This is a genomic window from Spiroplasma endosymbiont of Sarcophaga variegata (assembly GCF_965178695.1).
Lineage (GTDB): Bacteria > Bacillota_I > Bacilli_A > Mycoplasmatales > Mycoplasmataceae > Spiroplasma > Spiroplasma poulsonii.
The window spans coordinates 390,653-405,593 of the sequence record NZ_CBCXVU010000002.1 but is presented as its reverse complement, the minus strand read 5'-3'; the positions used below and the strand labels follow the sequence as shown (position 1 = coordinate 405,593).

16 protein-coding genes, 10 tRNA genes and 2 pseudogenes are annotated in these 14,941 nt (G+C 27.9%); 21 read left to right on the top strand and 7 right to left on the bottom strand.

Going from position 1 to position 14,941, the window contains the following annotated elements; all coding sequences use genetic code 4:
• Positions 1-23: 23 nt before the first annotated feature.
• The 5 genes and pseudogenes from ACOBME_RS03785 to ACOBME_RS03765 form a co-directional block, all read right to left on the bottom strand.
• Positions 24-458 (bottom strand): annotated as a pseudogene (locus ACOBME_RS03785) (DUF3627 domain-containing protein).
• Between the two features lie 322 nt (positions 459-780).
• Complete coding sequence (locus ACOBME_RS03780; RefSeq protein ID WP_338963247.1) at positions 781-1,743, bottom strand: IS1/IS1595 family N-terminal zinc-binding domain-containing protein; 963 nt, start codon at positions 1,741-1,743, stop codon at positions 781-783.
• 410 nt (positions 1,744-2,153) lie between these two features.
• Positions 2,154-2,405, bottom strand: coding sequence for a hypothetical protein (locus tag ACOBME_RS03775; protein WP_419334346.1), 252 nt, complete (start codon positions 2,403-2,405; stop codon positions 2,154-2,156).
• Positions 2,405-2,554, bottom strand: coding sequence for a hypothetical protein (locus ACOBME_RS03770; protein WP_004027793.1), 150 nt, complete (start codon positions 2,552-2,554; stop codon positions 2,405-2,407). The genes ACOBME_RS03775 and ACOBME_RS03770 overlap by 1 nt, the downstream gene beginning before the upstream one ends.
• A 107-nt stretch (positions 2,555-2,661) precedes the next feature.
• Positions 2,662-2,817 carry a hypothetical protein gene (locus ACOBME_RS03765; protein WP_419335395.1) on the bottom strand — a complete coding sequence of 52 codons (156 nt, stop codon included), beginning with the start codon at positions 2,815-2,817 and terminating at the stop codon, positions 2,662-2,664.
• A gap of 184 nt (positions 2,818-3,001) precedes the next feature.
• Between ACOBME_RS03765 and ACOBME_RS03760 the strand changes: the two genes are divergently transcribed.
• The 4 genes from ACOBME_RS03760 to ACOBME_RS03745 all read left to right on the top strand — a co-directional run bounded on the left by ACOBME_RS03760 (position 3,002) and on the right by ACOBME_RS03745 (position 6,074).
• Positions 3,002-3,358: a hypothetical protein gene (locus tag ACOBME_RS03760; protein ID WP_419334345.1), complete on the top strand. Its 357-nt coding sequence runs from the start codon at positions 3,002-3,004 to the stop codon at positions 3,356-3,358.
• A 185-nt stretch (positions 3,359-3,543) separates the two neighbouring features.
• Positions 3,544-3,684 carry a hypothetical protein gene (locus ACOBME_RS03755; protein ID WP_338964093.1) on the top strand — a complete coding sequence of 47 codons (141 nt, stop codon included), beginning with the start codon at positions 3,544-3,546 and terminating at the stop codon, positions 3,682-3,684.
• Positions 3,685-4,005: 321 nt separating this feature from the next.
• Positions 4,006-4,344 carry an Asp23/Gls24 family envelope stress response protein gene (locus ACOBME_RS03750; protein ID WP_338964092.1) on the top strand — a complete coding sequence of 113 codons (339 nt, stop codon included), beginning with the start codon at positions 4,006-4,008 and terminating at the stop codon, positions 4,342-4,344.
• Positions 4,345-4,454: 110 nt separating this feature from the next.
• On the top strand, positions 4,455-6,074 hold the full coding sequence (locus ACOBME_RS03745) for a DAK2 domain-containing protein (RefSeq protein WP_419334341.1): 1,620 nt from the start codon (positions 4,455-4,457) through the stop codon (positions 6,072-6,074).
• A gap of 147 nt (positions 6,075-6,221) precedes the next feature.
• On the opposite strand, the gene ACOBME_RS03740 is transcribed toward ACOBME_RS03745, so the two are convergent.
• On the bottom strand, positions 6,222-7,184 hold the full coding sequence (locus tag ACOBME_RS03740; RefSeq protein WP_419334339.1) for a transposase: 963 nt from the start codon (positions 7,182-7,184) through the stop codon (positions 6,222-6,224).
• Positions 7,185-7,322: 138 nt separating this feature from the next.
• Between ACOBME_RS03740 and ACOBME_RS03735 the strand changes: the two genes are divergently transcribed.
• From ACOBME_RS03735 to ACOBME_RS03655, 17 genes and pseudogenes are all read left to right on the top strand, one after another.
• Positions 7,323-7,398: transfer RNA gene (locus ACOBME_RS03735), tRNA-Cys, on the top strand.
• Between the two features lie 38 nt (positions 7,399-7,436).
• A tRNA-Arg gene (locus ACOBME_RS03730) sits at positions 7,437-7,513 on the top strand.
• A 23-nt stretch (positions 7,514-7,536) separates the two neighbouring features.
• Positions 7,537-7,613 (top strand) — tRNA-Pro (locus ACOBME_RS03725).
• Positions 7,614-7,628: 15 nt separating this feature from the next.
• Positions 7,629-7,704, top strand: a tRNA-Ala gene (locus tag ACOBME_RS03720).
• A gap of 34 nt (positions 7,705-7,738) precedes the next feature.
• Positions 7,739-7,815, top strand: a tRNA-Met gene (locus ACOBME_RS03715).
• A 1-nt stretch (position 7,816) separates the two neighbouring features.
• A tRNA-Ile gene (locus ACOBME_RS03710) sits at positions 7,817-7,893 on the top strand.
• 31 nt (positions 7,894-7,924) lie between these two features.
• Positions 7,925-8,017, top strand: a tRNA-Ser gene (locus ACOBME_RS03705).
• A 100-nt stretch (positions 8,018-8,117) separates the two neighbouring features.
• Positions 8,118-9,080: an IS1/IS1595 family N-terminal zinc-binding domain-containing protein gene (locus ACOBME_RS03700; protein WP_338963247.1), complete on the top strand. Its 963-nt coding sequence runs from the start codon at positions 8,118-8,120 to the stop codon at positions 9,078-9,080.
• A 144-nt stretch (positions 9,081-9,224) separates the two neighbouring features.
• Positions 9,225-9,300, top strand: a tRNA-Met gene (locus ACOBME_RS03695).
• Between the two features lie 2 nt (positions 9,301-9,302).
• Positions 9,303-9,378: transfer RNA gene (locus tag ACOBME_RS03690), tRNA-Asp, on the top strand.
• Positions 9,379-9,383: 5 nt separating this feature from the next.
• Positions 9,384-9,459, top strand: a tRNA-Phe gene (locus ACOBME_RS03685).
• 222 nt (positions 9,460-9,681) lie between these two features.
• A complete protein-coding gene (locus ACOBME_RS03680) occupies positions 9,682-10,248 on the top strand; it encodes a hypothetical protein (protein ID WP_338964087.1) in 567 nt (188 codons plus the stop codon).
• A gap of 25 nt (positions 10,249-10,273) precedes the next feature.
• Complete coding sequence (nagA, locus tag ACOBME_RS03675) at positions 10,274-11,434, top strand: N-acetylglucosamine-6-phosphate deacetylase (protein WP_419334336.1); 1,161 nt, start codon at positions 10,274-10,276, stop codon at positions 11,432-11,434.
• Between the two features lie 58 nt (positions 11,435-11,492).
• Positions 11,493-12,239, top strand: a pseudogene (gene nagB / locus ACOBME_RS03670) (glucosamine-6-phosphate deaminase).
• A 176-nt stretch (positions 12,240-12,415) separates the two neighbouring features.
• Complete coding sequence (locus ACOBME_RS03665; RefSeq protein WP_338964079.1) at positions 12,416-12,790, top strand: lipoprotein; 375 nt, start codon at positions 12,416-12,418, stop codon at positions 12,788-12,790.
• Positions 12,791-12,867: 77 nt separating this feature from the next.
• Positions 12,868-13,626: a hypothetical protein gene (locus ACOBME_RS03660; protein WP_419334334.1), complete on the top strand. Its 759-nt coding sequence runs from the start codon at positions 12,868-12,870 to the stop codon at positions 13,624-13,626.
• 159 nt (positions 13,627-13,785) lie between these two features.
• Positions 13,786-14,061 (top strand): hypothetical protein, encoded by a 276-nt coding sequence (locus tag ACOBME_RS03655; RefSeq protein WP_419334332.1) that lies wholly within the window; start codon positions 13,786-13,788, stop codon positions 14,059-14,061.
• Positions 14,062-14,105: 44 nt separating this feature from the next.
• Here ACOBME_RS03655 and rpsD read toward each other — a convergent pair whose 3' ends face one another.
• On the bottom strand, positions 14,106-14,720 hold the full coding sequence (gene rpsD / locus ACOBME_RS03650; RefSeq protein ID WP_338964073.1) for a 30S ribosomal protein S4: 615 nt from the start codon (positions 14,718-14,720) through the stop codon (positions 14,106-14,108).
• Positions 14,721-14,941 lie beyond the last annotated feature (221 nt).

Here is a 14,941-nt window from a genome sequence, read left to right as displayed (position 1 = left end):
AACTCAATAATCATATAAACCCATTAATTTAAGTCCTTCAAGTCATTAATTAATTTATCTACTTTTTCATCACTTCAATTTGTTAAATTATTGTTAGTTGTTTTTACTTTTTGAGGTTCACCAGGAAATATTGCTTTTTTCATTTGTGTAAAATAATTTTATTTGTATTGATTATACAAATTGATTAGTTCTGCCCCAGTTAAATATTTTCACACATGACGTTTTAAATTTTCATCATATTTTACAATAGGATAAGAATTATCATAAATCAAACCGATTGCTACTTGTTCTGAGTGTTTTTCACTCGGATAAATAAATTTATTACTCAACCAAAAACCAATATGACGATTATGATTAGGTAAATTTATAAAAATTGCTTTTTCTGTTTCAAAAACTATCAACTCTTTACGAATAAAATAATTTTCTATATTTTGATTTTTCTTAACAAAATTACTCAATTTTATCAACTCCTAACTAAATATTTATTTAATAAACAATGTTATATTTAATGTTTATATATTGTTTACTTATTGATAAAAACACTGATTATTAACAATGTTATACATAATGCTATATATTGTTTATTTAATGTTTAATAAACAATGTTATTAACAATGTTAAATATATAAAATAATAAAAATTGACACACTGAAAAATACTATTTAATTTTTAATAATAGTCTTTAATTTTGTCGAAAACTCTTGATGAAATAAAAAAAATCATCAATATGACAATTTGAAAACTAATTTTGTGTAAGATTATGATTTTGCTTTAAATTTTTTAAACGTTAAAATATAATACCGTTGATTGTTGGTTTGGTGTTAAACCTTTGTGTTGGTATTTTCATTTTCAGAGCTTTAAATAATTTTGAATATTAGTGAAACCCAAACCATGATAATGAATTAAGGCTTCTTTAAGACTGGATTGTAATTTACTAATCTTATTTAACTTTTGATAACTAGTATCAGGGTTTGTACTAGTTTTGGTGGAATATAGAGTAGAATTTGTTTGTTTTGCTACTAATAAATATAGTGGTTGCATATCAGAAATAATTATTGATTTTTCTTTAATTAGTTGCTTATTCATATTTTCAATAATCCATTGTTTTTGTAATCTTTTGGTATTGGTGGATTGAACAAAAATATTATTATTGCTATCAACTGCCATTTGAATACAGCATTTGGTATCAGTTGAAAATGGATCGAGATGAGTTTTTCGTTTATCAAATTTATCTTTAAAATTGCCTTTATGAATTTCTTTAATAAATGTTTCATCCATTTGGATTTGACCATTTAATTTTTTAAATTTTAACTGTGTATTTTCTAATTGTTTTGATTGCATTAATTTTTGTCGATTATATCAAGCGGTTTTTGGGGTTGTTTTAATAAAACGAGAAATTATTTTACTAGATTGTCCTAACAATGAAATTTGAATTAATAAATTTCACTGTTCATAATTTAAATGACTTCAATAAGTAAAATGATGACGAAATGCATCAAAACTAGCACGACATTTTTTACATAAATATTTTTGTTTTCCTTCGGAATTATGACCATTTTTAACACAATGAAAAGATTTGCAATTAGGACATATAATGCCTTTATCTCTAAATTTTTGATCAATTTCATTTAAACGTTTTTGTTTTTTAATTAAGTCTGCTTGTTGTTTTATTTTTTCATAAAATTCTAAAAATTGATCATCTGTTAAGCTATTTATTAATTCTGTAATTATTTTTTTCATCATTTATTTACCTCTATATATTAAAAATATACCTAATTTTAGGTATATTTTATAAATATCAAGAGTTTTCGACAAAATTAAAGATAATAGTTATTAAAATATAAAATTAATCATTTATAATTAAATTGATATTTTTGCACTACACACTGCCTACAAATTTTAAAAAGAAAGTAGATATATTTATAAAGAATATTATAAAAATTTATATTCCAAAACTACTATTAATATGACCCTTAATAAAAATATTCTTATTTTTATTAAATCCTACTTTAAAACAATTATTTCATTACTAATAATTTCAATAATAACTTATAGACAGTGTGTAATACAAAAATAAACAACAAAATTATTTAATCAACTCACATAAAAGCTAGTGTGCCATAGCTAAGATATATGATCAGTAATAATAAATATTAAAATACTTTAACCATAACACGGAAAAAGTTTAAAATCTTAATGATAACAAAAATACCAAATGGAATTAAAATAATTCACGCATCACTTAAAAAGGTCATTAATTGTGGTAATATAGCATAAATTGCTTCTTTAACTTTCATCATTGCTTGCCCTAAACCACTTCAAATAGAACCCATTCCATCTGAAATAGTAGGTTTATCACCAACCGCTAAAAAATTAATTGCTGTTGTTAAATACATACCTAACATTATTTCTTATCCTCCTTATTTTCAATTTCTTTTTTATCTTTTTTCTTTCCTCGAATTTGGCGAATTTTTTGATAAATTGATAAACCAATTCAAGCAAAAATACCTAATATAATAACAACACTAAAAATTGTCGTTAATCAAACTGGCATAACTTATTCCCCCTAAAAATTTAATTTTCGCGGCACGCTTCGCGTGTTCGCTACGCTCAAAATAAACTATATTGAATAAATTACCGCTAATAAATTACGCGGATAATTTATTCATCTTCTTTTTCATTATTAATTACAATATTATTTACCGTATTAATAACATTATCTTTTCCATACTTAGTTACTAAGGACCGTAAAATAAAATAGTGTTTTCTTTCCATTAAAAAATCAACTCCTTTCTGAGTTGATTTTTTGCACTTCACTTACACGATGCCTATTTTAATAAATATAGTGCGCTTGAATTAGTAACAATCTCGCATGTTGAAGGTCCGTGAAAAGAAACTAATTATGGTGAAGAAATTAGTGATGATGCAATATTAAGTTATTTTCACGAAAAACTAAAACAAATTGAACAGTTAATTTAATAAATAACGAAGCCAGGATGTTATGGTCAATAAAATAGATGAATTAGATAAAAAGGTTTTTTTCAATTTTGCATATATTAATAAATCAAAAAAAGTAAATGATGATTTTCTAAATGAAATTAAAAAAATTTGTAATTATTCTATACGAAGTTTAAAACAAGGTTCAAGACAAACTTGTTATTATTCAACTATTCAAACTAATAATTGTCGGTTGACGAAAACCCTACCATTGGAATTAATAGGGTATGTTAAAATTCATTTTAATAAAACAATTTCACAAAATATTAAAAAATATGATTATTTTAGGGTGGGGGGAAAACAACGAATATATGGTATCTTAGTTAAAAATGTTTTTTTTTGCTATAATTTTTGATTTTAATAAGATTTATCAGAAGTAAAAGAAGTAGTTAAATTTGTTATTTTACGACAATTATCTCTTTTTAAGATGATTTTTAGTCTAAATATCATCGATTTATGAATCTTTTATTTTTGGATTATTGTGGCTGATAAGGTGGTAATTAGCCCTATTTTGTAGTAAAATTATATTATGTGGGAGGAAATCTTATGATTGAGATGACAGTAAAAAAATCAAGTGACCAAGGTAGCAATCATTATTCGTTTACACAAACTTTATCATTTGAAAATACAATTGGTGGCAAACGCGATCAAAAAGCGTTAAACCATATAGTATTGCTCATTCAATAGCTTCTTTAAGAGTACAAAATGGTTTTTCTTGAGAGGATGTTAATGAATGTATCAAAATTAAATATCTTTCAGCAAAACAAAACATTGATACAAAAGACTTTGTGTTAAAAAACAAAGAATTAATATTAGCAGAGGAAAAAACATTAGACGGCCTTGTTAGTGCTAGTCATATGTTGACTAATTTAGATGATTTTTTTAAATAATAGTAGAGAAAGAAAACGAAAATTAATAATTTTAATTAAGAAAATATAATAAATTTATTGCTTTATTGTATTTTCTCGCTATAATTATTAATGTTAATTTAGTTTAGTGGTGATTTTTATGATTGAAAAAGTTAATGTAACTGAAATAGCGGCTTTAGTTTATGCCGCAGTGACGACCGTTCCTGGTGTTGCTGGTTTTGCTAAGGCTGATGAAGCAGAAAATAGCGAAGAAAATGTTACAATGCTACTTAAAGATTACTCACAATCAATTAAATTGAGACAAGATGGTCGTAATTTTTATATTGATATTTTTCTAATCTTACTTGAAGGAGTAAATATTAAAGATATTGCTCGAGAAATACAAATTAGAATTAAGTATGAATTAGAAAGATTGGATGTTTACTCAAAAGATATTCTGATTTACGTTAATGTAAATATTCAAGATTTATTAATTTAACAAATTTATTAACAACGAGATATTAGCACAATGCAAGATTTACAATTATATCACTTAAGAGAATTAAAAAAGGAAAAAGTAATTAAATGAAAAATGTAAAGGTGATAGAAATGGAATTTAATGCAAAATCTTTTAAAGATTCACTAATCAGCGGGTATAACAATTTATATAACTTTTATCCAGAAATTGATAAATTAAATGTTTTTCCAGTTCCCGATGGTGATACAGGAACAAATATGAATTTAACAATGACAAATGCCGTTAAGGAGATTAATGACCTTGATTCAGAGTCAATTAGTAAAATTGCTGATGTTTTTGCCCGAGGATTAATTATGGGAGCACGGGGGAATTCTGGTGTTATTTTGTCACAGATTTTCCGTGGTTTTGCTAACGGTCTAAAAGAGTTTGATGAATTAAATTTTGTTTCAGTTAAAGCAGGAATCTCAGAAGCAAAAGAAGTAGCTTATAAAGCTGTGATGAAACCTGTTGAAGGGACAATTTTAACTGTTATTCGTGAAACAGCTGAACATGTTTTAACATTGGATCAAGAAATTCCGCTTCCTGATTTATTTCAGAAAATTGTTGATTTTTCAACAGAATCTCTAAATAATACCCCAGAGTTATTACCAGTTTTAAAAGAAGTTGGTGTTGTTGATTCGGGTGGTTTTGGCTTAGTAAAAATTTTTGAAGGAATTACAATATATTGAAAAACTGGGAAAATTGTGCCACAAAGGAAAAAACAAATTGAAAATACTGGTGATAATGTTGTAATGGATTTACAAAACGAAGAATTTGGTTATTGTACTGAAGCAATTGTTATCTTAGATAGCAAACATATTAATAAAATTAATGTTACCCAAGTTCGCCAAACCTTAGAAGATCAAGGTGGCCGTTCAATTGTGGCTGTTGTTGATAATGACATTTTAAAAGTGCATGTTCATACCTTGATGCCTGGAAATACTTTAATATTTTTACAACAACATGGTGAATTTAAAAATATTAAAATTGAAAATATGAATTTACAAGCAGCAAAACATGTTAAAACAATTAGGGTTGAACGGGAATTAAAAAATCCAGCGGCAATTATTGCAGTAACACCAGCAAATGGTATTGCTCAATTTTTTAAAAGTGATTTAAATATTCAATATACTGTTAATGGTGGTTCTTCAATGAATCCTTCAACAGATGATTATTTAAGTGCTATTGAAGCGGTTGATGCAGTTGATGTTTTTATTTTACCTAACAACAGTAATGCAATTTTAGCAGCACAACAAGCAGCAAAAGTTGAACGAAAATCAAATGTTTATGTTGTACCGACAACTTCGATTCAAGAAGGAATGGTTGCCGCATTATCATTTGAACCAGGTGAAATTGCGAAAAAGAATTTTTCAACTTTAAAATCAAGTTTAAAAACCGTAACAAGTTTAGGAATTACTGCTTCGGCAAAGACAACATCAATTGATGGGGTTAAAATTAATAAAGGGGAATATATGGGTATTATGAATAAAAAAATTATTTGTTCATATCCAACCTTATCAAAAACAATGAAATATTTATTTGACCGCGCGATTAGTAAATCAACAGAAATTGTTACAATTTTCACGGGTGAAGATGCTGAAAGGCGAGATATTAATGCCATCCGGAAATATCTTGACGAAAGTTTTGATGTTGAATATGAATTTATTGATGGTGATCAACTATTATATTCATTTTTAATTGCTGTTGAATAAAAAATTTTTATTAAGAAAATGATTTTAAGTTTTTTGTCTATTTTAGTCTTTAATTTTGTCGAAAACTCTTGATGAAATAAAAAAAATCATCAATATGACAATTTGAAAACTAATTTTGTGTAAGATTATGATTTTGCTTTAAATTTTTTAAACGTTAAAATATAATACCGTTGATTGTTGGTTTGGTGTTAAACCTTTGTGTTGGTATTTTCATTTTCAGAGCTTTAAATAATTTTGAATATTAGTGAAACCCAAACCATGATAATGAATTAAGGCTTCTTTAAGACTGGATTGTAATTTACTAATCTTATTTAACTTTTGATAACTAGTATCAGGGTTTGTACTAGTTTTGGTGGAATATAGAGTAGAATTTGTTTGTTTTGCTACTAATAAATATAGTGGTTGCATATCAGAAATAATTATTGATTTTTCTTTAATTAGTTGCTTATTCATATTTTCAATAATCCATTGTTTTTGTAATCTTTTGGTATTGGTGGATTGAACAAAAATATTATTATTGCTATCAACTGCCATTTGAATACAGCATTTGGTATCAGTTGAAAATGGATCGAGATGAGTTTTTCGTTTATCAAATTTATCTTTAAAATTGCATTTATGAATTTCTTTAATAAATGTTTCATCCATTTGGATTTGACCATTTAATTTTTTAAATTTTAACTGTGTATTTTCTAATTGTTTTGATTGCATTAATTTTTGTCGATTATATCAAGCGGTTTTTGGGGTTGTTTTAATAAAACGAGAAATTATTTTACTAGATTGTCCTAACAATGAAATTTGAATTAATAAATTTCACTGTTCATAATTTAAATGACTTCAATAAGTAAAATGATGACGAAATGCATCAAAACTAGCACGACATTTTTTACATAAATATTTTTGTTTTCCTTCGGAATTATGACCATTTTTAACACAATGAAAAGATTTGCAATTAGGACATATAATGCCTTTATCTCTAAATTTTTGATCAATTTCATTTAAACGTTTTTGTTTTTTAATTAAGTCTGCTTGTTGTTTTATTTTTTCATAAAATTCTAAAAATTGATCATCTGTTAAGCTATTTATTAATTCTGTAATTATTTTTTTCATCATTTATTTACCTCTATATATTAAAAATATACCTAATTTTAGGTATATTTTATAAATATCAAGAGTTTTCGACAAAATTAAAGAAGATTTTAGTTGAAATGCATTGTGAATATGATAATATAGTAGGGGTTTAGATTTTATGGCACTATAGCCAAGGTGGCTAAGGCATGGGACTGCAACTCCCCGATCGTCGGTTCGAGTCCGACTAGTGCCTCCATTTAAATCGGATTAACATTTAAATACTTTTACTTCTATGCGCCCATAGATCAATTGGATAGATCGTTTGACTACGGATCAAAAGGTTGAGGGTTCGAATCCTTCTGGGCGCGCCATCTATTTAAATGTTATTTTTTTTCGGAAAGTAGCTTAGCTTGGTAGAGCACTCGGTTTGGGACCGAGGGGTCGCAGGTTCAAATCCTGTCTTTCCGACCATTTTTTTATTTAATTGGGCCCGTAGCTCAGCTGGGAGAGCACCTGCCTTGCACGCAGGGGGTCGACGGTTCGATCCCGTTCGGGTCCACCATTAATTTACCAAAAAGCAATTAAAATTTTTATATGGCGGGATAGCTCAGCTGGTTAGAGCGCTCGGCTCATACCCGGGAGGTCAAGAGTTCAAGTCTCTTTCTCGCTACCATGGACCCTTAGCTCAGTTGGTTAGAGCATCCGGCTCATAACCGGATGGTCACTGGTTCAAGTCCAGTAGGGTCCACCATTGTTATATTTAATTGCTTTTAGAGCATCGTGGAAGATTACCCAAGCCTGGTTGAAGGGATCGGTCTTGAAAACCGACAGGCGGTGAAAGCCGCGCGGGGGTTCGAATCCCCCATCTTCCGCCATTTTTTTTGCAAGAAAAAAACTTTAATTTTGTCGAAAACTCTTGATATTTATAAAATATACCTAAAATTAGGTATATTTTTAATATATAGAGGTAAATAAATGATGAAAAAAATAATTACAGAATTAATAAATAGCTTAACAGATGATCAATTTTTAGAATTTTATGAAAAAATAAAACAACAAGCAGACTTAATTAAAAAACAAAAACGTTTAAATGAAATTGATCAAAAATTTAGAGATAAAGGCATTATATGTCCTAATTGCAAATCTTTTCATTGTGTTAAAAATGGTCATAATTCCGAAGGAAAACAAAAATATTTATGTAAAAAATGTCGTGCTAGTTTTGATGCATTTCGTCATCATTTTACTTATTGAAGTCATTTAAATTATGAACAGTGAAATTTATTAATTCAAATTTCATTGTTAGGACAATCTAGTAAAATAATTTCTCGTTTTATTAAAACAACCCCAAAAACCGCTTGATATAATCGACAAAAATTAATGCAATCAAAACAATTAGAAAATACACAGTTAAAATTTAAAAAATTAAATGGTCAAATCCAAATGGATGAAACATTTATTAAAGAAATTCATAAAGGCAATTTTAAAGATAAATTTGATAAACGAAAAACTCATCTCGATCCATTTTCAACTGATACCAAATGCTGTATTCAAATGGCAGTTGATAGCAATAATAATATTTTTGTTCAATCCACCAATACCAAAAGATTACAAAAACAATGGATTATTGAAAATATGAATAAGCAACTAATTAAAGAAAAATCAATAATTATTTCTGATATGCAACCACTATATTTATTAGTAGCAAAACAAACAAATTCTACTCTATATTCCACCAAAACTAGTACAAACCCTGATACTAGTTATCAAAAGTTAAATAAGATTAGTAAATTACAATCCAGTCTTAAAGAAGCCTTAATTCATTATCATGGTTTGGGTTTCACTAATATTCAAAATTATTTAAAGCTCTGAAAATGAAAATACCAACACAAAGGTTTAACACCAAACCAACAATCAACGGTATTATATTTTAACGTTTAAAAAATTTAAAGCAAAATCATAATCTTACACAAAATTAGTTTTCAAATTGTCATATTGATGATTTTTTTTATTTCATCAAGAGTTTTCGACAAAATTAAAGGAAAAAAATTGCAATTAAAACTTAAAATATGATAGTATTAAAATTGTGGGGTGGAGCAGTGGTTAGCTTGTTGGGCTCATAACCCAAAGGTCGCGGGTTCAAGTCCCGCCCCCGCAACCAATGGTCTTGTAGTGAAGTGGTTATCATGCCTCTCTGTCACAGAGGAGATCGCGGGTTCAAATCCCGTCAAGACCGCCAATCGTGGTTCAGTAGCTCAGTCGGTAGAGCATTTGATTGAAGCTCAAAGTGTCGGCGGTTCAATTCCGTCCTGAACCACCATTGAATTTAGTTAAAAATAACCCTAGACTCTAAATTAATAATTGATTAGTTTAGAGTTTTTTTATTTTGTTATATAATTAACAAAGGTGATGGAAATGTTTTCAAGAATGACAAAAGATGTAACTTTTTATTTAAAACGTGAAGAATGAAAATTTGCTTTAAATGAAGATAATTTTAAGTATAAACCACGGTTTGTGTTAGACCGTTATCAGAAAAAAATGGGTGAGCAAAACTTCCGCAGTTTTAAGTATTGGATTTTTAAACGCTGGGATTTTAAAAAACTTTGCTTATACGCAAGATTTTATTCATCGTTTTTATAAGTATCAGCGGAAATTAGATTTAGTTTTAAATGGTCGTGAACAAGAATTTATTTATAATGTTGAAGAGTTTAATTTTACCTTGTGACGACCGTTAAAAGTCTTGCCAGTGGCGTTTGATTTAGAACCAAAGGAAAAATGTCATTTTAAAAACAATGCCGTTAATATTAATTTTTTTACTGCTCAAAATGAGATTGATTTTTTTTGCAAAGGAGTATTGTTAATTACGAACAAGCGATTCATTATTGATGGTTTTGATAAAGATAATAATGAAAGGGTTGTGCAGTTTAATTTAAACAATATTAATAATGTTGAATATATTGATATTGGTGTTAAAATTACTGTTGGTAAACAAACTTATTTACTGCGAGAAAATAATCATATGTTAATTTTAGCGCTCTTGTATCGGTGCTTAGGACGAAAAAAAGTAACATTTGATTTGAAAAAATTACCATTAAATTTTACTTTTTAAAGAATAGAAAGATGAGACAAAGAAGATGATTTTAAAAAATGCAAAAATAGTTTGTGAAGACCAAGTAATTACAAATGGTTGATTAGAAATTAAAGATAATAAGATTATTATTGTTAATGCTGGGCAGACGACTGAACCAGGTTATGATTTACAACAAGCAATTATTATTCCAGGATTTATTGATGGTTATGTTCATGGCGGTTATGGGGAAGATACCGAAAAAGGAACAATTGGTAGTTTTCAAAAATTTGCCCAAGAAGTAGCCCAAGAAGGAATCACAAAGTATTGTCAAACAATTATTACTGGTAGTGATGAAACAATAACATCAATTTTAACTGTTTATCAAGATTATATGGCAAATTATAATAAAGGTCCACAAGCTCGCCAGATTGGTGCTCATTTAGAAGGACCATTTATTTCAAAAACTTTTAAAGGAGCCCATGATGAAACGCTTTTACAAGCACCAAACATTGAACTTTTAAAAAAATGAATTGCAGTTTCAAATGATAATATTCGGATTGTAACATATGCACCCGAAGAAGAAGATGGTAGTTTCACCAAGTTTTTATTAGAACATAATATTTTACCATCAATTGGTCATTCAAATGCTACGTTTGATTTAGTGGCGGAGCGGGTAAAAATGGGGGTTAAACATGTTACACATTTATATAATGCAATGAGTAAGTATGATCATCGCCAACCAGGAGTTGTTCCAGCGGTTTTAAATTTCAATGAAGTTGTTGGAGAGTTAATTAGTTATGAAATTCATGTTAATGAAAATATTATTAATTTAAATTACAAGATTAAAGGAGCAACGGGCATTGCGTTAGTGACTGATGCGATGCTTGCGAAAGGGCTTCCTGATGGGGAATATCAATTTGTACCTTTGCCAGTTGTTAAAACGGGGCAAAAAGTTGTTATTAAAGGAACGGAGACAATTGCTGGGTCAGTGGCAACATATGATTATTGTGTTCGTAATTTTCATCATTTTACTAATTGCTCATTACAAGAATTAGCATTGGTTGCTAGTACTAATATTGCCAAGCAATTAGGAATTTTTGAAAAGACCGGTTCAATTGCTGTTGGCAAATTAGCGGATTTAGTGGTGTTGGATTCAGAATTAAAGGTTTTAATGACATTATGTGAAGGTGAAGTTGCTTATTCACAATTGAAATTCAAGCAATAAAAGAAGTTTTTAGGTTATAGGATATAATAAGACAATAGTAAGAAATGAGGTTAAAAAAATGAAATTAATTGTTGTTGAAGATAAAAATGCAATTGGAAAGGTTGTTGGGCAAATTTTTGTCAATACAGTGCAACAAAATCCAAAGATTGTCTTTGGATTAGCAACTGGTTCTTCACCAGAACCAATTTACCAGTATCTTATTGAAGATTATCAAAAAAATAAGACAGATTGAAGTAAAGTGACAACTTTTAACTTAGATGAATATGTTGGTTTATAACCAACTCATCTGCAAAGTTATCGTTATTTTATGAATGAAAAGTTATTTGATCATCTTAATATTGATAAAAACCATACGTATGTTCCATTGGGAACAGGTGATTATGTTTCTGGGGCAAAGGAATATGATGCTTTAATTGCTAAAGCGGGGGGAATTGATTTACAACTATTAGGGGTTGGAACAAATGGTCATGTTGGATTTAATGAGCCACCAGCTGATTTTAATTCCTTAACAGGTGTTGTTGATTTGGTAGAAACAACAATTCAAGCAAATGCCCGTTTTTTCGTTTCAGCAAATGAAGTACCAAAACAAGCAGTATCAATGGGAATTAAATCAATTTTAAATGCTAAAAAAATTATTTTAATTGCCAATGGTTCAAACAAAGCGCAAGCAATTAAACAATTAGTTGAAGGAGAAATCAATAATTTATGACCATGCACCGCTTTACAAATGCATCAGGATGTTACTGTTGTCGTTGATAAAACGGCGGCTGGTTTATTACAATCTCACGGAATTAACATTAATTAATGGATTAGAAAAAAGTTTTCACGACTATTGAAATTAAAGTTGTTAAAACTTTTTTTGTGATATAATAATTTTGCTATTTACTAACAAAAAAAGTAATAATAATTTATTAATTTAATAATAATATTAAAATTTTCAATAAAAATTGTATTTTTTGCTTAAAAGAAGGGAGTGGAAAGATGAAAAAGCTTTTAACGCTTTTAAGTGGTTTAACATTTATTAGTACAACGAGTCTAGGGGCGATTGCTTGTAAACAAAATAAAATTACATCAATAAATCCAACAATAGAAGTTGACAATGAAAAAGAAAAGAAAGAACTTGAAAAGCAAGAAAATAATTTTAATGAAAAAATTAATTCTTATTCTGAGACAAATCCAATGATTTTAGATAATGAAAATTATAATGATATTAAGGCAGATGATGTAATTAAAAAATTATACGATGATCACTTTGCAGATATTAAAGATGAATTAGCAATAACGTCCGCGCTAACTTTAAAGAAATTACGGCTGATGAAGCGGGGCGATGAAAAGCATATGGTCATTTACAATTAACCGCAAAATTTAAAGGGCATAATTTAAAAAACAATAAAATAGTTGAACAAAAAAATACAATTTTTTCAGTTTACTTTATGACTAATGTTTTAAATCTTAAAGAAGTTGAAACAATAAAGAAAAATATAACTAATTTAGATGGTGATAATGAAAGGTTAAATGTTTCATTACTTGTAGAAGCATCTGTTTTTAGTAACATATTAAAACTATTAACATCAGTTAATAGTTTAGGCCCTTTGCCAACAGTAATTCCGACCAGTTTTAATGAGAGTGACCCTCATTGAAAACAATGAAATGAATTTGTTAATAGTTTACAATTAAGTTCTGAATTTAGTAAATTATTAAGAGAAAACTATAAAGAAAGTACTTTTTCGGGTGAAACAAAAATAATAACGGGTCTGACAATAACATATCAAGGTAAATATCTTGATATTTTAAATGCGTTATTACCAAATGTTATTAACTTTAATAATTTTCTGCAGCAAGAAAAAGATATTAATAATTCGGATAATAAATTACTTTTATTAGGGAAATATTTATTTGCTAAACCAAAAAATATTAATAATGATGGTTTTTTAAGCGTTAATAGTAAAATCAAAAATAAAGCAATTAAAAAAGATGACGAATTTTTAAAGTTTAATACTAATCTTGAATCACTTTTTCATAATATTTTAGAAGGTTGACAAAATAAGAATGGTGAATGGTCATCTGCTGATGAACCATTATTATTAGAAACCTTAGGTTCATCAAAAGATGTTGCTGGTGGTAAAGTTAAATATAATAAACCATGAGAACAAAGTGAGAATGAATCTAAAATTAGTTATGCAATGACATAATTACTTGAAATTAAAAGAGTTAAAGATTCGTTTAGTAATTTATTTACAAAGAGTTTAAATGAAAACTGGGGCATAACTATCACAATTCCGAAGGCAATTCTTGGTAACGAGGATTATCATTATAATTTTATAATATTATCTAGTGATACAATTAAGAATTTGTTAACTGAGGCTGTTTTTAAAAAACTTGATTTAATCACTAATGAAAGTATTTCAATCACAGCAACCTTTACTGAAAAAATGATATTTGAATATTTGGATAAAACAACTAAACAATGAAAAAAAATTAATAATTTTAATGATTTGGAACAAGCAATAAATATACGTTGTAAAGTAACAGATATAGAATTTGAAATAAAATCAAAATTTAACCCAGCGATTGTTGATACAATTAAGAAACAGGAAGCATTAATATTTAATATCGATATTGCTTAATTTAATTATTTAACAATAAAAAAACATCTCTTCTGAGATGTTTTTTATACTAAACGGTTGTACCACTCAACGATTAAAGCATCATTAATATTACTATTTAGTTCTTCACGAACAGGGAAACGAACATATGTTCCAGTCATCTTAGCTTTATCAAATTTTACAAATTCTAACGTGCTAACTTGACTTTGTAAACTTTCTAAGATTTTAACATTTTTTTGTGAACTTTCTTTAACGCTAATAACATCACCCGGTTTACAACTATATGATGGAATATCAACTTTTTTTCCATTTACTAAAATATGTGTATGGTTTACTAATTGACGAGCTCCAGATCTTGTTTGTGCTAATCCCATCCGGTGAACAATGTTATCTAAACGTGATTCTAACATAATTAAGAAGTTAGTTCCGGTAATTCCTTTCATTTTTTTTGATTTACTGTAAGTATTACGGAATTGACGTTCTGTTAAACCATACATGTAACGAACTTTTTGTTTTTCATGTAATTGTAATCCGTAGTTTGACAATTTTGTTCGGCGTTGCCCATGTTGACCTGGGGCTGTTGTTCTTTTTTTCCCTTTTGAAAATTCTTTGTCATTTTCTAAGATACTAAATCCGTATCGTCTTGCTTTTTTAAATGTACTTCCACGATAACGTGCCATTAAAAAAACCTCCTATATATCATTGTGACATACAAAAAGATTCATTGAATTACTCTAATAATGGAAGTTTTTTGCTTCGCCCTAACAGCTAGGGTTACTTTTAATGGTTAAATCATAAGTGTTTAAAAACTAAGAACATTACTATGCAATTCTGCTGCTTCTCTGTGTTGTCTAGGAGTTATTGTATAATAAAATACAGGATAATTCAATATTTTTTTAAT